Source organism: Bartonella sp. AC130YNZD (assembly GCF_042196865.1).
Taxonomy (GTDB): Bacteria; Pseudomonadota; Alphaproteobacteria; order Rhizobiales; family Rhizobiaceae; genus Bartonella.
Window position 1 is genome coordinate 31,924 of the sequence record NZ_JBHIQZ010000004.1, and the last position, 24,712, is coordinate 56,635.

At 39.2% G+C, this 24,712-nt stretch carries 20 protein-coding genes and 2 pseudogenes; 9 read left to right on the forward strand and 13 right to left on the reverse strand.

What is annotated here, in order from left to right:
* Positions 1 to 171 precede the first annotated feature (171 nt).
* On the reverse strand, positions 172 to 1,314 hold the full coding sequence (locus ACFINU_RS02635) for an OpgC family protein (RefSeq protein WP_375667343.1): 1,143 nt from the start codon (positions 1,312 to 1,314) through the stop codon (positions 172 to 174).
* A gap of 365 nt (positions 1,315 to 1,679) precedes the next feature.
* Between ACFINU_RS02635 and ACFINU_RS02640 the strand changes: the two genes are divergently transcribed.
* Both ACFINU_RS02640 and ACFINU_RS02645 read left to right on the forward strand, forming a co-directional pair.
* Complete coding sequence (locus ACFINU_RS02640; protein ID WP_375667345.1) at positions 1,680 to 2,342, forward strand: thiamine phosphate synthase; 663 nt, start codon at positions 1,680 to 1,682, stop codon at positions 2,340 to 2,342.
* A 310-nt stretch (positions 2,343 to 2,652) separates the two neighbouring features.
* Positions 2,653 to 3,393: a TIR domain-containing protein gene (locus ACFINU_RS02645; RefSeq protein ID WP_375667347.1), complete on the forward strand. Its 741-nt coding sequence runs from the start codon at positions 2,653 to 2,655 to the stop codon at positions 3,391 to 3,393.
* Between the two features lie 279 nt (positions 3,394 to 3,672).
* Here ACFINU_RS02645 and ACFINU_RS02650 read toward each other — a convergent pair whose 3' ends face one another.
* Together ACFINU_RS02650 and ACFINU_RS02655 are read right to left on the reverse strand one after the other, a co-directional pair.
* On the reverse strand, positions 3,673 to 3,960 hold the full coding sequence (locus tag ACFINU_RS02650; RefSeq protein ID WP_375617865.1) for a type II toxin-antitoxin system RelE/ParE family toxin: 288 nt from the start codon (positions 3,958 to 3,960) through the stop codon (positions 3,673 to 3,675).
* Complete coding sequence (locus tag ACFINU_RS02655; RefSeq protein ID WP_375611750.1) at positions 3,960 to 4,148, reverse strand: antitoxin; 189 nt, start codon at positions 4,146 to 4,148, stop codon at positions 3,960 to 3,962. The genes ACFINU_RS02650 and ACFINU_RS02655 overlap by 1 nt, the downstream gene beginning before the upstream one ends.
* A gap of 466 nt (positions 4,149 to 4,614) precedes the next feature.
* Between ACFINU_RS02655 and ACFINU_RS02660 the strand changes: the two genes are divergently transcribed.
* From ACFINU_RS02660 to ACFINU_RS02685, 6 genes are all read left to right on the forward strand, one after another.
* Entirely contained in the window at positions 4,615 to 5,016 is a 402-nt protein-coding gene (locus tag ACFINU_RS02660) for a helix-turn-helix domain-containing protein (protein ID WP_375617864.1), read from the forward strand.
* A 368-nt stretch (positions 5,017 to 5,384) separates the two neighbouring features.
* Positions 5,385 to 5,750 carry a helix-turn-helix domain-containing protein gene (locus tag ACFINU_RS02665; protein WP_375617863.1) on the forward strand — a complete coding sequence of 122 codons (366 nt, stop codon included), beginning with the start codon at positions 5,385 to 5,387 and terminating at the stop codon, positions 5,748 to 5,750.
* 342 nt (positions 5,751 to 6,092) lie between these two features.
* Positions 6,093 to 7,136 (forward strand): tetratricopeptide repeat protein, encoded by a 1,044-nt coding sequence (locus tag ACFINU_RS02670; RefSeq protein WP_375617862.1) that lies wholly within the window; start codon positions 6,093 to 6,095, stop codon positions 7,134 to 7,136.
* Between the two features lie 161 nt (positions 7,137 to 7,297).
* Positions 7,298 to 7,711 carry a helix-turn-helix domain-containing protein gene (locus ACFINU_RS02675; RefSeq protein WP_375617861.1) on the forward strand — a complete coding sequence of 138 codons (414 nt, stop codon included), beginning with the start codon at positions 7,298 to 7,300 and terminating at the stop codon, positions 7,709 to 7,711.
* 439 nt (positions 7,712 to 8,150) lie between these two features.
* A complete protein-coding gene (efp, locus tag ACFINU_RS02680; protein WP_015856958.1) occupies positions 8,151 to 8,726 on the forward strand; it encodes an elongation factor P in 576 nt (191 codons plus the stop codon).
* 11 nt (positions 8,727 to 8,737) lie between these two features.
* Entirely contained in the window at positions 8,738 to 9,529 is a 792-nt protein-coding gene (locus ACFINU_RS02685; RefSeq protein ID WP_375617860.1) for an inositol monophosphatase family protein, read from the forward strand.
* A 715-nt stretch (positions 9,530 to 10,244) separates the two neighbouring features.
* Here ACFINU_RS02685 and ACFINU_RS02690 read toward each other — a convergent pair.
* The 5 genes and pseudogenes from ACFINU_RS02690 to rpmE all read right to left on the reverse strand — a co-directional run bounded on the left by ACFINU_RS02690 (position 10,245) and on the right by rpmE (position 13,525).
* Entirely contained in the window at positions 10,245 to 10,685 is a 441-nt protein-coding gene (locus tag ACFINU_RS02690) for a hypothetical protein (protein WP_375617859.1), read from the reverse strand.
* Between the two features lie 101 nt (positions 10,686 to 10,786).
* Positions 10,787 to 11,407 (reverse strand): hypothetical protein, encoded by a 621-nt coding sequence (locus ACFINU_RS02695; protein WP_375617858.1) that lies wholly within the window; start codon positions 11,405 to 11,407, stop codon positions 10,787 to 10,789.
* Between the two features lie 946 nt (positions 11,408 to 12,353).
* Positions 12,354 to 12,604: pseudogene (locus tag ACFINU_RS02700) on the reverse strand (ABC transporter); the annotation flags it as partial.
* 263 nt (positions 12,605 to 12,867) lie between these two features.
* A pseudogene (locus ACFINU_RS02705) lies at positions 12,868 to 13,047 on the reverse strand (ABC transporter); the annotation flags it as partial.
* Positions 13,048 to 13,303: 256 nt separating this feature from the next.
* Positions 13,304 to 13,525, reverse strand: coding sequence for a 50S ribosomal protein L31 (gene rpmE, locus ACFINU_RS02710; protein ID WP_005774581.1), 222 nt, complete (start codon positions 13,523 to 13,525; stop codon positions 13,304 to 13,306).
* Positions 13,526 to 13,711: 186 nt separating this feature from the next.
* Between rpmE and ACFINU_RS02715 the strand changes: the two genes are divergently transcribed.
* Positions 13,712 to 15,502, forward strand: a complete 1,791-nt coding sequence (locus ACFINU_RS02715) for an ABC transporter transmembrane domain-containing protein (RefSeq protein WP_375617857.1) — start codon at positions 13,712 to 13,714, stop codon at positions 15,500 to 15,502.
* 1,941 nt (positions 15,503 to 17,443) lie between these two features.
* Here the strand turns inward: ACFINU_RS02715 and ACFINU_RS02720 are convergent.
* The 5 genes from ACFINU_RS02720 to tkt form a co-directional block, all read right to left on the reverse strand.
* A complete protein-coding gene (locus ACFINU_RS02720) occupies positions 17,444 to 17,779 on the reverse strand; it encodes a hypothetical protein (RefSeq protein ID WP_375617856.1) in 336 nt (111 codons plus the stop codon).
* A gap of 733 nt (positions 17,780 to 18,512) precedes the next feature.
* Complete coding sequence (locus tag ACFINU_RS02725; RefSeq protein ID WP_375617855.1) at positions 18,513 to 19,544, reverse strand: class I fructose-bisphosphate aldolase; 1,032 nt, start codon at positions 19,542 to 19,544, stop codon at positions 18,513 to 18,515.
* Positions 19,545 to 19,652: 108 nt separating this feature from the next.
* A complete protein-coding gene (locus ACFINU_RS02730) occupies positions 19,653 to 20,846 on the reverse strand; it encodes a phosphoglycerate kinase (RefSeq protein ID WP_375617898.1) in 1,194 nt (397 codons plus the stop codon).
* Positions 20,847 to 21,358: 512 nt separating this feature from the next.
* A complete protein-coding gene (gene gap, locus ACFINU_RS02735; protein WP_375617854.1) occupies positions 21,359 to 22,366 on the reverse strand; it encodes a type I glyceraldehyde-3-phosphate dehydrogenase in 1,008 nt (335 codons plus the stop codon).
* 180 nt (positions 22,367 to 22,546) lie between these two features.
* The gene (gene tkt, locus ACFINU_RS02740; protein ID WP_375617853.1) at positions 22,547 to 24,553 is read right to left on the reverse strand and encodes a transketolase; all 2,007 of its coding nucleotides are present in this window, start codon (positions 24,551 to 24,553) and stop codon (positions 22,547 to 22,549) included.
* Between the last annotated feature and the right edge of the window lie 159 nt (positions 24,554 to 24,712).

The following is a 24,712-nucleotide window of genomic DNA, read 5'->3' on the forward strand; positions in this document are numbered from 1 at the left end:
ACTCCAAGTATCAGCACAAAATCATACCCCTCAACGAACAGAGTATTAAAAAGTTTCTTTTGTTGCTGTATAGAACGCTTTTTTTTAAACTGCTACCTCTTTTAATTTTTTTGCGCAACGCACTTTTTATACTAAGGTTAACGTGCCCAACAAACACTATAGGAATGTTTTTTATAAACGGATCATTTTCCTTGAAAAGGACCACTGCCAAGATTGCCGTTTCTCACAATAATAAGCGACTCCAAATTGCAAAGCAATACCCGTTATTATTAAGAAGGTATCGGAAAAAACCGTTTCTGTCATCACTGTTTTTATAATTTGTCCAAACATCGCAAAAATGGTTCCCGTTACAAAGACCGGTAAACTATGTTTTCCTAAAATTGCTAAAGGATGTTTCTGAGAAACATAAAACCATTTATTGATGCGCGGCAAAGAAAGAATGAGAAAGGCTAATGCAAGAACATGGAGTAAACGTGGCAAGCTTAAAAAGGTTTTATTAAAGTTCAACAATGGGGAAGACCAGCCAAGCCACCCCAAAATGCCCCACCAGTTTAAGCGAACCCATAACAGCGCCAACAAGAGATACGCTGCCGCACAAACAATCCAAAAAGACTGAAAAGCGATTTTTTTTCCTTGTTTAAGCGCTAAAGTACGGGTCAATCCTATGACAAATAAGAATTGCCAAGACAAAGGATTTAAAAACCACTTTCCCTCTAAAGGATAAGAAGGAGGAGCAATTTTATAAAATCCGCAGATAAGATACAGTGTAAAGGAGCCCAAAAGCAGCCATTTTGTCTGCTTACAACTCAAATAAAGGATAAAAGGCGCAAAAAACATCAAAACGATATAAAGAGGAAGAATATTATTATATCCCAATTGATGCCCAAAGCTTAAGGTACTCAAAAATGCGATACCAGGCTCTTTAAAAAAGAGTCCCACATTATTCATCGATAAAAGTTTTTCTGTTCGCCATAATAAAAAGGCAGCAAAAAAAAGGCTTAACGTGACAAAAGTAGTAAAAAGATATGCGCCATAGAGCTGCAGAGCTCTGTACCACAGTTTTCGGATGATAAAAGCAAAGGATTTTTGCTGTAACCGCGCATGAAAGCTTAACCCCAGAGAAACCCCTGAAAGCAAAACAAATATTTCTGCACAATCAGAAAAACCGAAATTTCTATGAGTAAAAGACTCATAGATCGTTCTGGGAATATGGTTAATGAAAATCGTCAATAAGGCTAAAGAACGAAAAACATCAATACGTGTATCTCGATGAGAAGATTGTGTATTATACTCAAGAACACCTTGGTATTTCATCAGTGGACTCCCACACGTTGCAAACCCCTTGAAGTCCCATAAAAATGGTGCTTACCCTTATTGCCAACAAGCATGAACAGGATGAAATTTTAATTTTTAAGTGTCAAGTTTCATTTTAAGCGTTTATTTTTTAAAAGGCAAAAGTTTTTTAAAGGCAAAAGAACGAAAAGCGTCCATACGTGTATCACAGCAAAAAGGCGACATATTATGCTTAAAAACACTCTCATTTCTCATAAGCAGGCTTCCACACACCCACAAATCCTTTAAATTACGTGAAAATGGTGGTCACTTTCATCGCAAATAAGCATAATAGAATGAAACTTTAATTTTTAAGCGTTATTTTTTCTAAGAAACAGGGATTTGACATGACAGAACAAAAAAATAAACCAATTGATCCACCTCTTTTCCCTCAGTTGATTTTAACACTTGATGTTCGGCGCAACACCCCACAAACATTTTTGCAGCAAATTTTGCAAACAAAGTCTTTTGCATGCGTCATCCTCTATGATTCTGAAAAATTGAAAGATGATAGCTCTTTTTTACAACAACAAGCGCAAACTTACGCAGAAGATATTCAACATCATGACGCAGCCCTTCTCATCGCTGACGACAGCCGCATTGCTGGGCGCATAAAGGCTGATGGATTGCACATAGAAGATGATCTTAACGCTCTTGAAAGCTTCAAAAATCAGCAAAAGGAACAAAAAATCATAGGCTTTGGCAATCTACGCAATCGCCATAGTGCTATGCTTGCAGCGGAAACAGGTGTTGATTACCTGTTTTTTGGAAAACTCGGTGCTGATAAAAAACCCCATGCGCACCCCCGCAATCTCCAGTTAGCAACATGGTGGGCAGAGATTATGCAAACCCCCGCCATTATCCAAGCAGGAAGCGATTTTTCAACTTTTGATGAAGTCTTAAAGACTGGATGTGAATTCATTGCTGTAGAAGAAGTGATTTTTGGGAACGACAACCCCTTAATACTGCTTAAAACAATGCAAGAAAAATGTAAAAACACCCCCTTGTAATACAGGAGGAGAATTTATAAATAAAGCGTTAATAAAAATCCAAATACTCACCACTATATTACTTATATAGAACACACAATAACAGATAAAGAGGATACCTCGAAACTCAATAAAATTGCTTAATAATTCAATCAAATTGATGAAAAATCTATCGTCTTGTTTTCATATAATATATAGAAAAAAGGATCATAAAAACTTTCTCGTTCTATGTCTTATAAAGACAAAGCATTATGATTGGGGAAAATGGTCATTTTCAATATTGGTGCTGAATACCAATAGCTGACGATACAAATATGCAGGGGACATAAAAATGCAATATAGAGGAACACTTGAAGATCTTAAAAACATAATTTGCAAAGCTGGATATCAAATCATAGAAAGTAAATTACTAAAACATGATTCCCCTGAAATATATCAGATCAAAACCTACGAAGGAGGCATTATTAATTGGTATAAAAGCACAGGAAAACTTCAAGTTCAAGGCACAGAAAACATAAAACAAAAGTTAATAGAAGATTTAGCAAAGCATCTAGAAGAAACATCAGCGATTCCTTCCTCAAAAACTGCCTCCAATACCTCAAATAAAAAAATCTTTATCGTTCATGGTCATGATTGTTATGCCTTAACGGAGCTTGAAAATGCTCTTCTCAAGCTTGATCTCGAACCATACATTTTACAAAACACGAGTGGTAATGGTTTAACCATCATTCAAACTTTGAAAAAAGAAGCTTGTAAAGATTCTATAAAATTTGGTATTGTACTCCTCACGCATGATGACATGGGTTATGCTATATCTCAAGATGAAGAAAAAATTCAACCCCGTGCACGACAAAACGTTATTTTCGAAATGGGCATGTTAACCGCTGCACTTTCTCGCAAAAATGTCGCTATTCTAAAAAAACAAGACCTTGAACTCCCTTCAGATGTTGGTGGAGTTTACTACCTTTCTTTTAAAGAGCAGGTAAAAGAAATATTTCCCAAACTTATTAAGCGCTTACAAGAAGCTGATTTCTCTTTTAATATAAATGAAATTACTCATGCATTAAATTAAATTTGAATAATGCTTATGTTTATTTTTTAAAGTGCACGCCTAAAACTACAAGGCACCCCACCACATGCCACAGACACACATCCTATAGCACAGAGAAACGATCATCCCCCCACCCTTCCTCAAACAGCAAGCAATTGTGTAAATTTAAATGAAGAGACTGCGTGTGAATTCATTACCGTAGAAGAAATCATTTTAGTCTCTTTGATAAACGCGGGGCTGTTGTCATGATTTTGGTAATTGTTCCAGAAAGGTTTAAGAGGCAGATAGCCTCTCATTAGATTAAAGAAAAATAGGAAATTCACGTCGGGCATGTACTACAGCTACAATTTCGATTTGATTTGCAGCTACTCGATACAATATAAGGTAATTTGGATGCGCTACAATTTCTCGTAATCCTAATACCTTCTCACTCTGTCTGTATAAATATGGATGTTCAGCCAATGGCAGTACGGATGCTTCCAAAAACCTTTTCATTCGGCGCGCAGCAGATGGATTTTCGCGAGCAATATAAGTTAAAATCTGACGCAAATCGTCGCGCGCCGAAGACAACCAAACAACCGGAAGCATCACTTGTCCTGTTCAGCTTCAAGCTGACTGATTATAACTTCCATTTCAGCCATAACCTCATCATGCGGAATAGGAGGATATGGATTTGCAAGACTGCTCGCTACCTTATCGCGCAGCCATGCAGTGTAGCTGCTTTCCTGTTCAACGGTTTCGAACTCTGAAATTAGCGGAGAAAGGGTGGTCTTCATAATATATGTCCTTTCTATTCCTGAATATTGAAGATAATTACTCTTGGCTATGTTGTCAATACTAGCGAATTGAAAATGTTTAACTTTTAAGCGTCCAAAGTTCTTTTGATCTTAAAACTTAAGGCTTTTTAACCCTCTCAAAAAACACGGGGGCTAATGTCATGATTTTGGTAATCATTCCAGAGAGGTTTAAGAGGCAGATAGCCTCTCATTAAAAAACAAATTTTGTAAGTAAAAAACTATTTTTATTGTAAATTTCCTGAAATTACTTTATGAATTAAAAGATGTTTTGGTCGCATACGCAACGACCAATAGGGCCTTGAAAACCCGAAAACTCAAACATGAATTTATCCCACTTTGTGGGTATCCCGGAATTCCGGGAGTTTTTGCTATGTCCAGGTGCTCTCAGCACTAAAAGCAAAAAAGGCTGATTTGAGTTCAGTATTTTCAAGCTCCCGGAATACTCATGCGAGGGCGCTCGCGACCGGCGGGGGGCTTTAAAATGCAAACCAAAGATCTTGATAACGACATTTTCATTGGCAAAAAAATTCGTTTGAGACGAAAAATGTTGAAGATGTCTCAAAAAACATTAGGTCAGCACTTAGGTGTCACTTTCCAACAAATCCAGAAATATGAAAACGGCTTAAATCGTGTCAGCGCAGGGCGTTTAATGGAAATTTCTGATATTTTGAATGTTCCCATTGCCTTTTTTTATGCCGATATCATTACAAAACAACAGCCCGCATACCACCATGATGAAATCGCATCAAGCACAGAGGAATATCTGCTGCTCAAAAGATTTAGAACTCTCACAACGGTAAAAAAGAAAGCCTTTTTACAGCTGATCTCTGATGAGAATGCAAGCTAACATCACACAGATAGCGCACTATTCAAAGTCCCCTTTGTGAACACTTTATTGCTTGAATGCAAAACATGCCACCCCTCTATTTTAAGAAACGACACGTTAAGAGACACTATTTTAATTTTTATTGTAAATTTCTTGAAATTACTTTATGAATTAAAAGATGTTTTGGTCGCATACGCAACGACCAATAGGGATTAAAAGCCTGAAAAACTCAAACATGAATTTACCCACTCCTGTGGGTATCCCGGAATTCCGGGAGATTTTGCTATGTCCAAGTGCTTCTCAGCACTAAAAGCAAAATGCTGATTTGAGTTCAGTGCTTTTAACTCCCGGAATACTCATGCGAGGGCGCTCGCAACCGGCGGGGAAAAATGCAATCTCAAAATCTTAATATTGATCTTTTTATTGGCAAAAAAATTCGTTTGAGACGAAAAATGCTAAAAATGTCTCAAACAACTTTAGGACACGCTTTAGGTGTTACTTTCCAACAAATCCAGAAATATGAAAACGGCTTAAATCGTGTCAGCGCAGGGCGATTAAAAGAAATTTCTGATATCTTGAATGTTCCACTTTCCTTTTTTTATGCCGATATCTTAACAAAACAACAGCCCGCATACCTTCATGATGAAATCGCATCAAGCACAGAGGAATACCTGCTGCTCAAAAGATTTAGAACTCTCACAACGGTAAAAAAGAAAGCCTTTTTACAGCTGATCTCTGATGAGAATGCAAGCTAACATCACACGGATAGCGCACTATTCATAAGCATTCATACGTATTTTAAAAAGCAACCTCCATTGTAAGCATTTTTTCATTTTAAGAGGAGAAGCCCTTGATATAATAGAAGATAAGCATCTTTATATACGATAACCCTTCATCATTATTATTTTTAACAGAACTATTTTAAACAGTCTGTCTCTCGTCAACATTTATGCTACTTTTTTAACTTACCCAACCCTACCTTGAACCAAGACGAAAAACTGAGAGATAAAAAGTAATATAGAAATGAAATTCTTATACGGCTTGTAATGATGAAAAAAAAATGTGAAAATTCTGATCGGTAATGAGGAGAAAACACCATGATCAAGAGAAGCGTGAAGCTGCTTATCTTAGGCGTGATTGGGCTTGCAAGTTCTGCTGTAAGTTCAGCGGGAAACACTGAAGAAATCTCAAATTCTGAAAGCTCTTTCAATACGATTCAAGAAGCTTCAAACACTCAAGAACCTTTTCAGCCCTTAAAAGCTGGAGACTATGACCAAGCCTATGACTATTACATCCAAGGTTATTATTTAAAAGCTTTTCGTGAAGCGCTCCGACGTGCTGAAAAAAATGATCCTTTTGCACAAACTCTTCTTGCCCGAATTTATATGGAAGGATGTGCTGTTCCTATTGACGGTGCGCGTGCTGCTTTATGGTTTGAACGCGCCGCAAAACAGGGGGAACCCCAAGCACAACTACGCTATGGACTTATGTTGTTTGATGGTCACTTTATAAAACAAAATCAAGAACTTGGTGCGCAATTCATTCAAAAAGCTGTCAAAGCAGGCGTCAAGGAAGCCTATTTTTATTATGGACAACTGCTTCTTTATAAAGCCTCACAGGAAAAACAAGCTCTCCCTGGTGTTTCTTCCCAAAGTCGTGAAAATGAAGCAATAGAGCAAGCCTTAAAATGGTACTTAAAAGGTGCAGCTCTTGGGGATGCTGAAGCGGCTTTTTCTGCTGCAAAAATTCTTTCCTTAGGCACATTAAAACGACCAAAGGATGATCACAATGCCCGCAAGCTCATGGAGGTCGCGGCTCAAAACAACCACTTAAAAGCTCAACTTCATTTAGCACAATGGCTTGTACAGGGGCGTGGAGGAGAAACAGATTTTCAGCGTGCTTTTCATTTACTTCACAGAAATGCCATCAACATGATTGCGCCAGCACAGATTTCCCTTGCAAGGCTTTATCGAGATGGCACAGGAACAAAAGGCGATATAATAATGGCAGCGGCATGGTATATGCTCGCAAAGGAAGCAAAAATGCAAGCTCCTGATCTTGAAATAATGCTCCAAGGCATGGACAAGACACAACTAGAAAAAGCGCACAAAGAAGCAATAAAGCTCCTTCCTGTTTTTTAAAATACTCCTCTCTGCTTCAAAAAGATAAAATTTATAGAAATTCCGGGAGATTTTGCTCTGTCCAGGTGCTTTAAGCACTAAAAGCAAAAAGGCTGATTCGGACTCAGTGTTTTTAACTCCCGGAATACCAATGCGAGGGCGCTCGCAACCGGCGGGGAAAAATGCAATCTCAAAATCTTAATATTGATCTTTTTATTGGCAAAAAAATTCGTTTGAGACGAAAAATGCTAAAAATGTCTCAAACAACTTTAGGACACGCTTTAGGTGTCACTTTCCAACAAATCCAGAAATATGAAACCGGCTTAAATCGTGTCAGCGCAGGGCGTTTAAAAGAAATTGCCGATATCTTAAATGTTCCACTTGTCTTTTTCTATGCGGACACCTCAGCAAAACAACAGCCCCCATACCCTCATGATGAAATCGCATCAAGTACAGAAGAATACCTGCTGCTCAAAAGATTTAGAGTTCTAACCTCGATAAAACAGAAAGCCTTTTTACAGCTGATCTCTGATAAGAATACAAACGAACACCCTACGATAACACACACCACGCTCTATCCCATGAGACACTTATAATAAACTCCGTATTCACATATTCATCACATATTCTTAATTAAAAACACCTCATGGTTTTAGGGAACTTATATCATTGCCATCAATTATATTATTGCCATCAATGATGATATTTTACGACACAACGGGATAAATTTCCCCAAAATCTCAAAAAGTTTTGTGCAAATTTTTAAAAAGCTTGCGTCTGAGCGCTTTTTATGGTCTTGCAAAGAACTGAAAAGCAAAAATACATAAAGGTCCTTTTTTACTTAAGCTTTTCTCTTTGCAAAAAGCAGGAGAAAGCCCATAAAGAGCACACAGGACCATGAGAGAGCAGCAAGGTTAATCAAAGGGATTTTAGCCCGAAAATAACAAAAGAGCTTGACTGTTAAAGGCAGCAAAGAAAAGCGCCATAAAGACAACAAGAGAGTTCTTTTTGCAAGAATAGAATTGGATAGAAACGATGAAAATTAATGGCAATGAAATTCGCCCTGGTAATGTGATCGAACATCAAGGAAGCTTATGGGTTGCTGTTAAATGCAACGCTGTAAAACCAGGAAAAGGTGGTGCATTTAACCAAGTTGAAATGAAAAATTTGATTGATGGTACAAAACTTAATGAGCGATTTCGCGCTGCTGAGACAGTTGAACGCGTGCGCCTTGAACAAAAAGATTTCACATTTCTTTATCAACAAGGGGATGCTTTGGTCTTTATGGATTCAGAATCTTATGAACAACTAGAACTTCAAAAGGATTTTGTTGGTGAACGTGCTGCTTTTCTCCAAGATGGGATGACTGTCACAGTTGAACTTTATCAAGAAAAGCCTATTGGCATCTCACTTCCTGATCAAGTTGCTGTCACGATTGCAGAAGCCGATCCTGCCATCAAAGGACAAACGGTTACCTCCTCTTATAAACCCGCCATTCTTGAAAACGGGATTCGTATTCTTGTTCCCCCCTTTATGAATGCTGGTGAACGTATCATTGTAGACACCAATGAGTTGATTTATTTGCGTCGTGCAAATGAAAAAGATAAATAAAGGAATAAAAAATGGCCCATTCTGCAGTCATGAATGTCATGGTGCAAGCTGCAATGAAAGCAGGACGCTCGTTGGTACGTGATTACGGTGAAGTGCAAAATTTGCAAGTGTCTTTGAAAGGACCAGCAGATTATGTCAGCCAAGCAGATCGCAAAGCGGAAAAAATTATTTTCAATGAATTAAGCAAAGCGCGCCCCAAATTTGGATTTCTGATGGAAGAGTCTGAAGAAATCATTGGAGAAGATTCACAACACCGTTTTATTGTTGACCCTTTAGATGGCACTACAAATTTTCTCCATGGTATTCCTTTTTTTGCTGTTTCCATTGCCTTAGAAAGCCAAGGAAAAATCGTTGGTGGTGTCATTTACAATCCCGTGAGTGATGAACTCTTCACCGCAGAACGCGGGTGTGGTGCTTTTTTCAATGACCGCCGCTGTCGCGTTTCTGCTCGACGCAGACTAGAAGATTGTGTCATTGCCACAGGAATGCCTCATTTTGGACGCCCAAATCATGGAACCTACCTTATTGAATTACGTAATGTGATGGCAGAGGTTGCCGGACTTCGCCGTTTTGGTGCTGCTGCTCTTGATTTAGCTTATGTGGCTGCTGGAAGAACCGATGGCTTTTGGGAAGATAACCTGCAAATTTGGGATATGGCTGCTGGAATACTGATGGTTCGTGAAGCCGGTGGTTTTGTCACCGATAAAGAAGGCGGCAACAATATATTTCGCAAAAAAAATATCATTGCCGGCAATGAACACATTCGCCTAAAATTAGAAAAAACCCTCAAAAAAGGCATTTAGTCCTCATAGTAAGCTCTCAAAAGGACATCTTTTTAAAAGACAATACGAGTCCCCCTCTGAATACTCCTCATCACGCAACCTATCTCATCAAATTACACAATATGATGAAAAAATTCGGAAAATTGTGATGAGAGAACTTATAAAACTTCGCTTGTCTTAGCACTGCCACTCTTGATTTAGCTTATCCGTTAGTCGAGCCGAGAGCTTTTGGAAAAACAATCTAAAAATTTGCAACAGAACACCCCGTATACAAAGGTTCACAAAACCATCACCAACGATCACGCCCCCAAAAAAACCTAAAAATACAATTACAGTCTAGCCAATATTATTGACACTGTTGTTTCCTCAATTCCTCTGCAAACAAACCAGAAAACAAAAAGAACCATAAAAACAAAACGCTCTCAAAAACAACAAATACACCTGCTGCAAAAACCTCCCCTACTCTTCTTAAGAAATCACCCTTACACAACGCAAAAAGATTGGCTACCAAAGCCTGCCCTCTCCTCTCCCATAAGAACTGTCACTATGCCTCTCAAGAGTTTTTACCACTGCATAGCAACAGAAATTTCAGCAAATCCACTGCACTCCACCCTCCCCCTTCATTTAATCGTTATCCAAAATGCCGATGAAATTCGCACGAGATTTGTAGTAACAAAAATCCTTTTTCTCAAAAATCGCCGCCTGCATTTCCCTCTTTAACTGTTCTTGATTATCTTTAATTTTTTTGTAAATCTCCTATTCCAACGAGCTGCTCCCCAAAAATCAACCGATTATCACATTTCTCATTTGATGATTTCAACCATCTTCTAGCACCTGATGTGTAAGCCTTTTTAAACGTTAGAGTCCCTTCAACAATGGAAGAATCTGGTCCCATACTTGCATCATTATCTTTACACGTATTGATTGTATCTTTAACTATGGTATAAGAGCACCCCTTATCAAAAGCCATATAGCCCTTTTTTACTGTTTTAATGAGCTTCTTATAGTAAATAAAAGTCTCTCTCGCCTTTTTATAACCATCGGAAATATCACACAATAACAACAGCACATCCTTTTTACAACATAGTAACGGTGCACATTGATCAGACAAAAAATTCCTGTGCTCTAACATTTTCTCTATCTCTTTATGTCTGGGATTATAGATATATTGTCCCACAAAGTATCTGCAAATTTTTGCTTTTCATTCTTCTTTTTAGATAGTTTTTCTTTTTGCTGTTTGCATTCAGCTATAATCACATCATCAAGAACGTACAACAATCAATGAAGCAATAACATTGTAGGTTTATAATATTCTTTATTCGTATGAGTATTAACAAATCCTTTCAGAGAAATTCCATTCTCTTCCATGAATTTCCCTGCTTTTACATAATATTGCTCAAAAAGTGTTTTATTCAAAAGATTATATATTTTTTCAATCTGCTCATCAGTCAGTTCTGTTTCGAGTGCCTCCTTATACAATAAAGACAATTCTCTCTCCCCTTGCGCACAAATATTCTTTACCAATGAAGGTCTGTTCCCGTGAGCTTTCATGCCTGCTCTAGAATTTTTTATCTCTAGTATATCCCTTTCCCATTGCCTTACTCCCTCATCCCATTGCTCAACCCACTCCTTTGATATTTTTTGCGTTTTTTCAAAAAGCCTTTGTTCCCCTTCTGCAATAATCTTTTCATATATCTCGCACCCTCGAACTTTCTGTTCAAATTGTTCAGTTAATTGCTTGTTACGATAATTTACAAATGCCAGCATTACAGCCACCCCACAAAGCACTATTACCATTGCTACAATTAAAAAAGCCTCCTTTGAAAATCCCCCAAAAACCACAGCTGCTTCAAGGTGTATACAAGCATAAAGATGAATCCTACAATCTTCACCGCCCATTTAAAAATGAACTTGATGGTGACTATCATTCGGGAGTTATTAGTTTCTTCTTTTATCGGATTATCAATTACCTCTTTTATTTCTTCATCCATTATTTCCCTCTTTTTGTTTGTGCAACCTTCCCATCGACTTCTCGGTATTGTGTCATTATATGTATATGCGATTCACGGGATACTACATATTATGTTTTAACAAAATTAGTATACAAAATATAGATAGCTGTATTGATAAATGCAAACGATTTGTATTTTATTATACTGCTATTGTGTTTTATACGCTTTAAAGAAAAGCCTTTTAAAACCTCACAATGCATGATCTATGAAATATGGGAAAAAATACTAAAAATCTTAACACAGCAAAACATGGCTGCGTGCCCTCTTAGCTCTGTTTTGTAAAATCGATAAAAAAACATCTCTCAGCCCATTTATCGGCTCTTTTTCCATAAGCCGGCACCATCACACATTTTGCCACCCTCTAATATTGCTACAGCCCTTAAAACTTGAGAGGATTCATAAGAAACATTGTTCTTTCTCAAGTGTTTTACACCATACAGACTTCCCCGCTTGATATATGTAAGAGACATGATTTTATTGGTTCACCATACATAGGTTTGAAATAAGAAAATTTATAATTTTAGAAGCTCTCATCCAACATGCAAAACAATGAATTATCCTTATAAATCAACGTGACAGTGCTGTTATGAAGAGAACTCCTTGCTCATCTTAATAGTCCATAGCGATTTAACTGGGTATTATTTTATATTCTGTACACAGAAGTGTCTTTATAAAAATACTTCATCTCAGGCAAAAAAAAGAACAGCCCGTTAAAAAAGAAAAACATCTCAATGCTTGCCTTTCTTTTTTCCATGAGAGTTTCAAATTAATAAGCCTGTCTGAAAAGAGTGCTGTTTATGCCCTTAAAGATACGGCTCTTGTATCATGATCACTTACTCAGGTGAAAATTGGAGTTTTGCGAGGTAAGCGTAAACGCCATTTTTTGCCACAAGTTCAGCATGGGTTCCTTCTTCCACAAAAGCGCCTTTATCCATCACGAGAATACGATCAGCTTTTAAAATTGTTGCCAAACGATGTGCAATGACCAGAATTTAGGATTTTGTATCAATCCTTCTAAGATATCTTGCACCAACTTTTCACTGTTTGCATCTAAAGCAAATGTTATTTCATCAAGTAGTAACATTTTGATTTATAATAATTCATTGTTTTGTATGTTGAATGAGTATCCCGAATACTGTAGGATTCTCTCATTTCAAACCATGTTCCATGGTGAAGCAACCAAAACCATGCCTTTTGCACTTTACAAGTGGGGAGAGCTCGCGTGAATAAAAAACTATTAAGAAAGAACTTAAAATGCCTATAATAAATCGTCTCAAATGCCAAGGGCTGTAGCAACATCCACGAGTTGGCAAATATAATGACGGTGCCGGCTTGCAACAAGAAGGCTGCATTTCTTAAAATCGCCAGTGCAATACCAATGCGTTGTTTTTGCCCCCCAGAAAGCATGGTACCACGTTCCCCTACTTGCGTATCCAAGCCATCTGGTAAAGCGTGAATAAATTCAAATGCATTGGCAGCTTTAGAAGCGGAAAATACTTCCTCTCCATGGATATGTTCAGTTCCAAAAAAAGAAGAAAAGTTTGCAATTATTTTATTTCAAGTCTTTATACTCTAGGGAAGAAAGGATTTATGCGTATATTTCAAAATGATTTTTGAATTTAAAAAACGCAACCACAATGATTTATAAGAGTTTAAGACCCATCTGTTTATGTCGGATGCGTTTTTGAATTAATATTTAAAGTGCACTCTTTGATAGGATAAAAAATCCATCCATTTGCAATCGATTTGTTTAAAACCTTTGTACCCCATAAAAAGGAGGCTTTTACATGCCAATATTACCAAAGCGATTTTTGAATTTAGAAAGACGACCACCGCGATCTACGAGTGTTTGGGAGCCACCTGTCCATGCCGGATGCGTTCTTGGATCAATATCTAGATTAAGAGTATCGCCTTCTTTTCCCCAAGTAGAGCGCGTCGTATATTGGGTTCCATCCGTCATAACAACGGTAATTTTATGATAGTTGGGGTGAATATTCGCTTTCATGCGTCAAACCTTTTGCGTTTATAGAATGAAATAGCACTTGCTTGTTTTTTTAAGTGCACTTCCTTTGTCTTTTTGATACATTGATTAAAGTATTTATTCCTATAACTGAGCACGCATCAAAAAACAAGTGTTCAAGATACATCATTGTATCAAGTGTTACAAATCCAATACAGTGAGCAAAATTTTATGACATTACGTTATCGTTCAGAAAAATCGACAAAGTCTTCCCCTAAGAAATCTTCATTCTCTTCGCTTGCAATTTTTTTTCCTTATCTTTTGCGCTATCGTTGGTTGTTTATCTTTGCTTTTCTAGCATTATCTGTTGCTGCTCTTGTCACATTAGCTTTGCCTGTGGCTATCCGCCAAATGTTTGATCATGGGTTTTCTACTTCAAGCCATGGACATATTAATTTTTACTTTGGAATTTTGTTTATCTTAGCCTTGTTTCTCGCATTTGCTTCAGCAGCCCGTTATTACTGTGTTATCACCTTAGGAGAACGGATTGTTGCCGATTTACGGCGTGATGTGTTTGTCCATATTATGAAACTTTCTCCTGCTTTTTTTGATCGGTCACATTCAGGAGAGATTGTTTCAAGGCTTCTAACAGATACCACACAAATAAAATTAGCTGTGGGCTCTACCGCCTCTACCGCATTGCGTCAGCTGATTATCGTGATCGGAGCCGTCGTAATGATGGTGATCACCAATGCTAAATTGTCTTTGTTGGTTTTAGCTGCTATTCCTGTTGTGGCCATTCCCTTGGTGGTTTTTGGGCGTAAAGTTCGCTCTCGTACGCGTGCGGCGCAAGATCGTCTCGCAGATGCCAATGCTGTTGCTACAGAACAGGTCAGTGCTATTCGCACTGTGCAAGCTTTTACTGCAGAAAAACTCGTTACAACACGTTTTTCACAATTGATAGAACGTGCTTTTCAAACAGCACGTGCTTCTGTGATCCTGCGCTCCTTTTTTACGGGGTTTGCAATTTTTTTGGTTTTTAGCAGTGTGGTTGCTGTTTTATGGATTGGATCGCGTGATGTTTTGAATGGAACAATGACAGGGGGAACCTTAGGGCAATTTGTCCTTTATGCGGTTTTTGGAGCTTCTACTTTTGCGCAATTATCGGAACTGGGAGCAGAATTAATCCAAGCAGCAGGCGCTGCTGAACGGCTTGCCGAATTGTTACAAGAACAACCTACTATTGTAGCTCCTAAAAATGCTTTATCATTAGAGCAACCTGTTCGAGGTGAACTTGTTTTTGATCAGGTTGATTTTACCTATCCTTCTAGACCACAAGAGAAGGTTTTACGCTCACTTTCCTTTTCTGTAAAAGCAGGCGAAACGGTTGCTTTTGTTGGAGCTTCCGGAGCAGGAAAAAGCAGCATTTTTTCTTTGATCCTTCGTTTTTATGATCCAATAAGTGGAACAATTCGGTTGGATGGCATGGAAATTAATCGCCTTTCTTTACAAGATTTACGCAGTGCAATTTCCTATGTTCCACAAGATGTCGCCATTTTTGATGGAACATTGCGTGATAATATTATTTTTGGAACTGAAAATACCCATGAAGAGGAAATCCTTGTTGCCGCTAAAGCGGCTAATGCACTTGAATTTATTCAAGCTTTACCAGATGGCTTGAATACGCAAGTAGGAGAACGCGGTACCATGCTTTCTGGGGGACAAAAACAACGCATTGGTATTGCGCGGGCAATTTTAAGAAATGCACCCCTCTTGCTGCTTGATGAAGCAACATCGGCTTTGGATGCAAACAGTGAAAAGTTGGTGCAAGACGCTTTAGAAGGATTGATGCAAAATCGTACAACCTTGGTCATTGCACATCGTTTAGCAACAATTTTAAAAGCAGATCGTATTCTGGTGATGGATAAAGGGAATCTTGTGGAAGAAGGAACCCATGCTGAACTTGTGGCAAAAAATGGCGTTTACGCTTACCTCGCAAAACTCCAATTTTCACCTGAGTAAGTGATCATGATACAAGAGCCGTATCTTTAAGGGCATAAACAGCACTCTTTTCAGACAGGCTTATCAATTTAAATCTCTCATGGAAAAAAGAAAAGCAAGCATTGAGATGTTTTTCTTTTTTCTGCGCAAGATAGAGCATTTTTATAAAGACACTTCTGTGTACAGAATGTAAAATGATACCAAGTTAATCTCTATGGACTATTAAGATGAGCAAGGAGTTCTCTTCATAACAGCGCCATAACGGTGATTTATAAGGATAATTCATTGTTTTTCATGAAAGATCATAAATACCATAGGATTTTCTCATGTCAAACCCTCATAGTAAGTCAAACAAAATCTCTTGGCTTGCACATCACAAGCAGAGTTGGCGTGTGGAGTGAAACAATACAAGAAAGGAATAAAATACCTCTCTTTCCCCTTTACGTTCTAAGGGCTGTCAAAACATTGGGGCGCTGACAAAAGAGTATACGCTGGCAAAGAGTATAATGGTGCTCGCTTGCTGAAGCCCTTATGCGGCTCACTTGATAGGTTCTAGGGACGCAAGCACTACCCTAAAGACTGACCACACTCTTAAAAAAACTGAATATGAAAAACTTTCCATGCCCTCTCTCACCACTATAAATAATAGTGTTTGCCGAAAATCATGACAAATTGTAATTCACAAATACGCCTCTCTATTGCAAGAGTATCCTTTTATGCTCTTTCAAAAACACGAACACTTTTTGAATATTGTTTGCAGATCCGTCTTATTGAAAAAGAGCAAAGACTTTTTTAGCACTTTTGGGCTTCTTATAACTTTTGTGTGAGAGCACATGAGCAACAACTTTTATAATAAACTGGCTTTTGGCAAAATTGTAAAATTTTATCAAATTTATTGTTTGTAAATATAACCACGATCACTGTTCTGCTCTTGCAGACATGCAACCTCAAAACACCGTTCTCTTTGCTCATAAATTGTCTCTCCAGCTCTCTCTTTCAGGCATAGCCCATAAAAATAAGGATAGAGTACTTCGATTGAACACCATCTTCTCACCCCCTCCAAGCCCCATATATTTTACAGCTCTCAATTTTATAGCACCCCCTGTCATGCTTTAAGAAGGCACATTAACGATGATAAGAACATATACAAAGAAGATATATCTTTAGGGTATTTATGTTTAAAAGCTTGCACTAAATCATAATTTTTTGTATAGTGAGCTAAGTGTATGCAGAACGGACACCCTAACCATTTCAAACCATTCAGCTGTTTCAGGAACAGATAAGTCAAGTTTTACGATTATATCTTCAACCACGAATTCACCGAAGTACGGAGGATTTTCATCATTTTTTAGCGCTCCCTCTTCAGTGATCCTCTAGATAATTAACTCATTCAGCATCTATACCAGCAAAGCCAAATATTACGTGCTAATTTTCCTTTACATTCATTAGCCACCCCCCTCAAAATAACCTTTTAGTGAATAGAGCTAAAAGGATAAGTCTTCAAAACCATTTGGTGATATAGCTATATCAAGAGCACCTAAAATACGACTTAGTTGCTCAATATAGGCAACCTCCCCCTTTATTGTATCAGTCTTGTAGAAGACTTTAAGTCTTTTATGCTTAAATCAAAAAAAAATTATAATTGGATTATATTGCATAAAGATGCTTTTTCTCATTTTTCCATTTAACACACGATAAGTTACCATTTAGGCACGATGAGAAGCTTTCCCCTTATATCATACATGATAAAAACAAAATAAGCCGTTTGGGTGTCTTAAGGTCAAGGATGCCGTTAGACGCAACTTGTAAAGGGTTGCCTTGAGGCTTAAGGACCCAAGGCTTGTTAGTCCATTCATTAAACACGGGTCTGATGTCATTATTTTGGAGAGCGATTATTAAGAATTTGAGAGGCAGACAGCCTCTCATTTTGATTTGTATGCAAACGAATTGCACTCTATTTATTCAGGGAGAATAAGAACATACCCTGGAGGTGCTAAACGGAACAAGAGAGCGCGTAACCCCACGCAGCATAATGCAGCAAATAGAAAAAACGCCTTCACCAATTGCTAAGATTAATGTGAGCGATATACCGGCTTCATCTGCTGTTGCTTCGCGGCGTTGTAAGTAGTATCCGACAAAAAAGAAAAAGCACGCTAATCCACTCGCACCCGAAAAGAAGCTTAGTATGGCATGAACCGGTCCACGTATTCGGAACAGGATAAGAAAAATTATGAAAGTAAATACTGTAAAGATCCCTTCGAATACCCCACGCACCATATTGCACAATTTTCGCATCATAATTGCAGAAAAGCTCTGTTCTGCGTATCAATTTTTTCTTTTGATGCTTGTATTCTTAGAAGATATACTGTCCACAACTCCCCCCGTTTTAAGCCAAGATGCTATAAAATTAGTTACTTTTAATTATATCATCAAAAAATACAAGAAAAATTTATCCATTTTAACGAAAAAATAGGTGTTTTATTGAGGTGCAAATCTATTTTCTTTCGCAAGAGTTATTCAATTCGTTCGCCAATAGAAAACTACCCCCATTGAAGAGGAAGCTATCCTGACGCAGAAAAGCTTCATAAGCTGTATTCCAATCCGCTCAGAAATCGCAACTCTCTAATCTACCCGCTTAATCCACCTTTGAAACTGCAATCAAATAAATTCTGCTGATGACAAGTAATGATAACATGAAAAAGAGAAAATATCACAATATCAAACTCTTCAATACAGTATGAGCTTTATGATTTTCACTCAAGAAGTAAGTGCCCACCCATGAACGACACCATACTAAAGTGCTGTGCATTCACAAATTTCCTAGCATTATCTCCCCTTCTCGAAATTGCACCTCTCCCGCAATCTTATCTCTCGATAGCACCCATTAAAGACTTTTAAAAGTCCAAGGAAAAAACTCTCTGAGAAAGCTTTCAAGCCTAAAATGCCCCGGCCATTCTTATCATGATGAGGGCGCAAAAAATCACGCAGAAACATAAAAAATTTCTCCGCATTTAAAAACAGAGCTTGTCCTTCAAGCGCACGCTTTTTCTTGTTCTTTTGTCCATTGTCCCAAAGCCGCAAGATGGTTCATCCGAGCCCGATGACGAAATGCCTTCTGTGCAACAGCAATATTTTCATCTTTTCCTGCCCATGCTTTTAAGGCAGCTGCTTGCAGTGCTCGCCCATAGGAAAAGGTCAATTTCCAAGGCAATACGCCCAAAGAATTCATAGCAGATAAATGCGCCGTTGCTTCCTGATCAGACTGCCCTCCAGAAAGAAAAGCAATTCCGGGAACAGCGGCAGGAACAGTCTGTTTAAGCACTTGGACGGTCTTTTCAGCAACTTCTTCAACAGAAGCCTTGCGAGCATCCTTTCCATCAATCACCATATTGGGCTTTAAAATCATCCCCTCCAAAAGAACACGAGCTTCAAACAATTCTTTAAAGACAGCCTGCAAAACAGTGCGTGTCACCTCAAAGCAGCGTGTAATTGAATGCCCACACGATGGTCCATCCATCAACACTTCCGGCTCAACAATGGGCACAATATTGAACTCCTGACATAAGGCAGCATAGCGCGCAAGAGCTTGTGCATTTTGTCTTATGACGCCTCTTGTTGGCAAAGTGTGTTCATCAATAGCAATTACCGCACGCCATTTAGCAAAACGTGCTCCCAAAGCATAATAGTCTTTTAGCCGCTCACGAAGACCATCCAACCCTTCGGTAATTGTCTCTTGGGGAAAAGCAGCCAAGGGTTTTGCACCGGTATCAACTTTAATCCCTGGCAAAGCGCCTGAATCCCGAATAAGATCCGTCAACATTTTCCCAGTTGATGCTTTTTGCCGAATGGTTTCATCAAATAAAATAACCCCAGAGATGGCGTTTTCCATCGCTTCTTTTGTACTAAAAAGCATTTCACGATAAGCACGGCGCTTATCTTCATTGGATTCAACACCAATGCTTTCAAAACGCTTTCCAATGGTCGCCGTACTTTCATCTGCCGCCAAAATACCTTTACCCGCATGCACCAAAGCAAGTGCAATATCTTCAAGCCGTTCATTCATAAAAAAGTCCTCTTTATTTTGTCTTAATTTCTAAAAATGCGCAACACTATCAAAACACTCTACACGACCGTATAGTTTTTCTTTAACCTTCCCCTTCAAAGAAGCCCTTTAAGCCTGCATAAGGGCAAGAATACCAGGAAGGGTCTTTCCTTCCATCCATTCCAAAAAAGCCCCTCCAGCAGTCGAAAGATAAGTAAAATCATTGGCAACACCGGCATGATTAAGGGCAAAAACCGTATCGCCCCCTCCCGCAATTGAAACCAACTTTCCCATCAAACTACGTTCTGCTGCATGGCGTGCAACGGCAATGGTCCCCTTATCAAAAGGAGACATTTCAAAAACACCAAGGGGTCCATTCCACACAAGAGTAACAGCTTCATCTATCGCAGCATTGATATGCGCAATAGAGCGTGTCCCAATATCCAATATCATGCCATCTTGTGGAATATCTTCAATGTCATAAAGACGATGCGGTGCATCTTTTTCAAAGCGAAATCCAACGACAGCATCCTGAGGAAGCAGAAGGGTACATTGACACTCTTGCGCTTTTTTAATAATTTTTTTTATCGTGTCCATCAGCGCATGTTCACACAGTGACTTACCAACAGACACACCTTGCGCTGCTAAAAAACTGTTAGCCATCCCCCCTCCAATAATTAAGGAGTCAACTTTTTCCACCAAATGATTGAGCACAAAAAGCTTGCTGGAAACTTTCGCTCCTCCCACAAGGGCAACCACAGGGTGTGTTGGATTGCCAAGTCCTTTTTCTAACGCCTGCATCTCACCTTGCAAAGAGCGCCCTGCATAAGAAGGCAACAAATGCGTTATTCCCTCCACCGAAGCATGGGCACGATGAGAAACTGAAAAAGCATCATTGACATAGAGATCCCCATTATGAGCCAAAGCTTCCGCAAAAGAACAATCATTCTTTTCCTCACCAACATAAAAACGAACATTTTCAAGCAGTAAAACACCACCATTTTGTAATGACTCAACCGCAACCTGCACCACCGAACCGATACAGTCAGGAGCAAAAGAAACAGGCTTATTAATGATCTTTTCCAGCACTTGCACAACAGGACGGAGTGAAAACTCTGGCTCTACCTTTCCTTTGGGGCGACCACAATGAGAAAGCAGAATAAGTTTAGCACCCCGCTTTTGTAGCTCAACGAGTGTCTCTTTATGCCGCTCTAAGCGTGTCGTATCACAGACCTTACCCTGCGCCATTGGCACATTAAAATCCACCCGCACAAGAACACGTTTTCCAGTGACATCAACATCATCAAGTGTACGAAACCCCATCACTGCTTCCTCTTCACTTTCCATTGTTTCAAATAAAAACGCATCCAACAACCCTGCCCACTTTTCTTTCCACTTATCCCCTCTTTTCTTTTACAAGAGACCCACGACAGCCCATCTCTCACCCTCTGTTTGAAAAGCAAAAGCTTTCATCATCAAATGTACAAAAGCCACTCATTGCTCTTAATCTTCATATCCCATTGTGGCAAACAAATGCATTGGCTCAACTTGATCTCTATTAAAGCTTCCTTTTACTTCTAAGCAAAAGAATTTACATCTCCTGTTTCCTAACGTTTTCTCAAAAGGTGTCTCGTTCATATCTTACTTTTTCAAAGTTTACTCTTTCATGCAGGTTTTAAAAGCACGTATTGACCCAGTATTAAAACAAAACACATCATCAATATTTCAATAGCCTCTTCTCTCTAGCGCATGAGAACAACAGCCTCTATCTGTTTTTCTCAAAATTGCACAAAAATGAGACTTTTCCCTATAAAAAGGAGGACCCTGAGGTCCTCTTATATTGTCTTAGCAAAAGCCACTGCCGTATCACTCATACGGTTAGAAAAGCCCCATTCATTATCATACCAAACCAAAACGCGACAGAGCTTACCATCAATCACTTTTGTTTGATCATTGTGGAAAATAGCTGAATGAGGATTATGATTAAAATCACAACTCACGAGTTTCTCTTCTGTATAATCCAAAATGCCCTTCAAAGGACCTTGTGCAGCAATAGCAATGGCTGTATTAATTTCTTCGATTGTTGTGGAACGCTTAGCGATAAATGTCAAATCAACCACAGAAACATTAGGGGTCGGAACACGAATCGATACACCATCAAGCAATCCCTTTAATTCTGGCAAGACCAATCCCACAGCTTTTGCCGCTCCTGTTGAGGTAGGAATCATAGAAAGAGCTGCCGCACGTGCACGATAAAGGTCCCGATGCATTGTATCCAACACAGGTTGATCACCCGTATAAGAATGGATTGTTGTCATAAAGCCCTTTTCAATGCCCACTGTGTTGTGTAAAACTTGTGCAACAGGCGCCAAACAATTGGTTGTACAAGAAGCATTTGAAACAACGCGATGCTCGCTGCTTAAAGATTGATGATTAACCCCATAGACGACCGTAAGATCTGCTCCTTCAGAAGGCGCAGAAATAAGAACACGCTTTGCCCCCGCATCTAAATGAGCACTTGCTTTATCACGCGCAGTAAAAATACCCGTACATTCCAAAGCAATATCGATATCCAAATCTTTCCAAGGCAATTGAGCAGGATCACGCTCTGCGCATACCTTTATTAAACCACCTCCCACATCAATAGCATCCCCTATCACCTTAACGATACCAGGAAAACGCCCATGAACTGAATCATAGCGTAATAAATGGGCATTTGTTTCCACCGATCCCAAATCATTAATTGCAACCACTTCAATATCTTGTCGTCCACTTTCCACAAGTGCACGTAAAATATTGCGACCAATACGACCAAACCCATTAATTGCAACACGAACTGTCATTTCACATGTTTCCTCATAAATTTTTTAAGCACAACATTTAAAACACAATAAATGGGTATTTCACCAATCCCAAATCATTAATTCCCACATTGTCAATATCTTGATCACTCACTCACTTATCCACAATAATGCACAAAATATGATGCCCTAAAACCACCCCATTCATGACAACACAAGCTGTCACTTTGTCTTTTCTTCTTTGATCTTTTCCAGTTCTTTTTCAACGGTGGCAACGACATTTTCCCAAGTAATACCAAAATGCGCATAAAGGGCATCAATTGTTCCACTTGCCCCAAAGCCCTCCATACCAATAAACACACCATCACAGCCAATAAAACGGTCCCATCCTTGGGCGACGGCAGCCTCAATGGCAACTTTAATCGGTGCATCTCCAATGAGAGCACGCTGATAGGAGAGAGATTGTTGAGAAAAAAGTTCAAAACAAGGCACAGAAACCACACGCGTTGGGATGCCTTTTTCTTCTAACACCGCATGTGCCTCCACTGCAATTTGCAATTCTGAACCAGAAGCAAACAGCGTCACTTGTGCATCATCGCTAGCTGTTAGGAATTCATAAGCACCAAGCATACAGAGATTTTCTTCTTCATACTCCTGACGCAAAAGCGGTAGATTTTGTCTACTTAAAGCCAAGGTAGAAGGTGTCCCGCGTGCTTTCAAAGCCAATTGCCAACACTCGACTGTCTCCATAGCATCGGCAGGACGGAACACAAAATGATTAGGCATTGCACGCAGGCAAGCCAAATGCTCCACGGGTTGATGGGTCGGACCATCCTCACCAAGACCAATAGAATCATGAGTCATGACATAAATCACCCGCAACCCCATGAGAGAAGACAAACGCATAGCAGGACGCATATAGTCAGAAAAGCATAAAAAGGTTCCCCCATAAGGAATAAAGCCGCCATAAAGGGCAAGACCATTCATCACAGCTCCCATTACATGTTCGCGAATTCCATAATGCAGATAGCGCCCTGAAAAATCTTCAGCAGAGATACTTTTCATCTGGCTGCTTTTTGTATTATTAGATCCGGTTAAATCAGCCGAACCACCAATAGTTTCAGTAACGACTTCATTAATCACTTCAAGAGCCATTTCCGAAGCTTTACGCGTAGCAACAACAGGGCGCTCTTCAACGAGTTTTTGTTTATAAGTATCAATAGCACCATCAAATCCGCCCACGAGATCGCCCCGCATCAATCTTTCGAACTCCACACGCTCTGAAACAGGAAGATCAGCAAATTTTTCTTCCCATTTTTGGCGTTTTTTAGCAGCATTGAGACTAGCCAAGCGCCAATTATCAAGAATATCGGCTGGAATAACGAAAGGCTCAGCATCCCACCCTAACGCGATACGGGTTTCAGTGATTTCTCGTGCGCCCAAAGGAGCTCCATGAACTTTATTGGTACCCGCTTTATTGGGTGCTCCAAAACCAATTGTTGTTTTACAAGCAATCAAAGTTGGTTTATCGGAGTTTTGTGCCGCCTCAATAGCCCGCGCAATTGCTGCTTGATCATGCCCATTGACTTTATGTGTCTCCCAACCAGATGCCTTAAAACGCGCAATCTGATCTGTACTGTCAGCAAGGGAAATCTCTCCATCGATAGAAATATTATTATCGTCCCACAATACAATAAGCTTATTGAGTTTCAAATGACCAGCAAGGGAAAGTGCTTCTTGAGATATCCCTTCCATAAGGCATCCATCGCCCACCAACGCATAAGTGTAATGGTTGATAAGATCACCAAAACGGGCATTTTGCAAACGCTCTCCAAGAGCCATCCCCACGGCATTAGCCAACCCTTGTCCAAGAGGACCAGTCGTTGTTTCGATTCCTGCCACATGCCCATATTCTGGATGCCCGGCAAGCTTTGCTCCTAATTGGCGAAAATTTTTGAGATCTTCAATGCCAATATCTTCATAACCAGAAAGATACAAGAGAGCATAAAGCAACATAGACCCATGTCCTGCTGATAACACAAAACGATCACGGTTAGGCCAGCGAGGTTTTTTGGGGTCGTGAGCAAGAAATTTTGTGTAAAGAACCGTAGCAATATCGGCTGCTCCCATTGGCAAGCCCGGATGACCAGAATTTGCTTTTTCAATCGCATCAATAGCAAGAAAACGGATAGCATTGGCCATCTGATTCTGTTGGTGGGTGTTTGTCATGAATAATCGACCATTTCGTTAAATACGTTATTCTGTTGCTTTTTCCGTATTCTCTTAAAATTCTCAAGAAATACTATTTTCTAACCATTAGCGTGAGACTTTTTGCCACCACTTCAATAATATTAATAACATTCCCCTCACGCGTTCTGTATATCCATG

Coding starts and splice junctions, on each gene's coding strand:
- ACFINU_RS02730 (WP_375617898.1), bottom strand. CDS start 20,846: ATGGGGTTTCGTACACTTGATGATGTTGATGTCACTGGAAAACGTGTT.
- ACFINU_RS02715 (WP_375617857.1), top strand. CDS start 13,712: ATGACATTACGTTATCGTTCAGAAAAATCGACAAAGTCTTCCCCTAAG.
- ACFINU_RS02720 (WP_375617856.1), bottom strand. CDS start 17,779: ATGATGCGAAAATTGTGCAATATGGTGCGTGGGGTATTCGAAGGGATC.
- ACFINU_RS02640 (WP_375667345.1), top strand. CDS start 1,680: ATGACAGAACAAAAAAATAAACCAATTGATCCACCTCTTTTCCCTCAG.
- gap (WP_375617854.1), bottom strand. CDS start 22,366: ATGACAGTTCGTGTTGCAATTAATGGGTTTGGTCGTATTGGTCGCAAT.
- efp (WP_015856958.1), top strand. CDS start 8,151: ATGAAAATTAATGGCAATGAAATTCGCCCTGGTAATGTGATCGAACAT.
- ACFINU_RS02685 (WP_375617860.1), top strand. CDS start 8,738: ATGGCCCATTCTGCAGTCATGAATGTCATGGTGCAAGCTGCAATGAAA.
- tkt (WP_375617853.1), bottom strand. CDS start 24,553: ATGACAAACACCCACCAACAGAATCAGATGGCCAATGCTATCCGTTTT.
- ACFINU_RS02660 (WP_375617864.1), top strand. CDS start 4,615: ATGCGAGGGCGCTCGCGACCGGCGGGGGGCTTTAAAATGCAAACCAAA.
- ACFINU_RS02645 (WP_375667347.1), top strand. CDS start 2,653: ATGCAATATAGAGGAACACTTGAAGATCTTAAAAACATAATTTGCAAA.
- ACFINU_RS02670 (WP_375617862.1), top strand. CDS start 6,093: ATGATCAAGAGAAGCGTGAAGCTGCTTATCTTAGGCGTGATTGGGCTT.
- ACFINU_RS02725 (WP_375617855.1), bottom strand. CDS start 19,544: ATGAATGAACGGCTTGAAGATATTGCACTTGCTTTGGTGCATGCGGGT.
- rpmE (WP_005774581.1), bottom strand. CDS start 13,525: ATGAAAGCGAATATTCACCCCAACTATCATAAAATTACCGTTGTTATG.
- ACFINU_RS02695 (WP_375617858.1), bottom strand. CDS start 11,407: ATGGGCGGTGAAGATTGTAGGATTCATCTTTATGCTTGTATACACCTT.
- ACFINU_RS02635 (WP_375667343.1), bottom strand. CDS start 1,314: ATGAAATACCAAGGTGTTCTTGAGTATAATACACAATCTTCTCATCGA.
- ACFINU_RS02655 (WP_375611750.1), bottom strand. CDS start 4,148: ATGAAGACCACCCTTTCTCCGCTAATTTCAGAGTTCGAAACCGTTGAA.
- ACFINU_RS02650 (WP_375617865.1), bottom strand. CDS start 3,960: ATGCTTCCGGTTGTTTGGTTGTCTTCGGCGCGCGACGATTTGCGTCAG.
- ACFINU_RS02675 (WP_375617861.1), top strand. CDS start 7,298: ATGCAATCTCAAAATCTTAATATTGATCTTTTTATTGGCAAAAAAATT.
- ACFINU_RS02665 (WP_375617863.1), top strand. CDS start 5,385: ATGCAATCTCAAAATCTTAATATTGATCTTTTTATTGGCAAAAAAATT.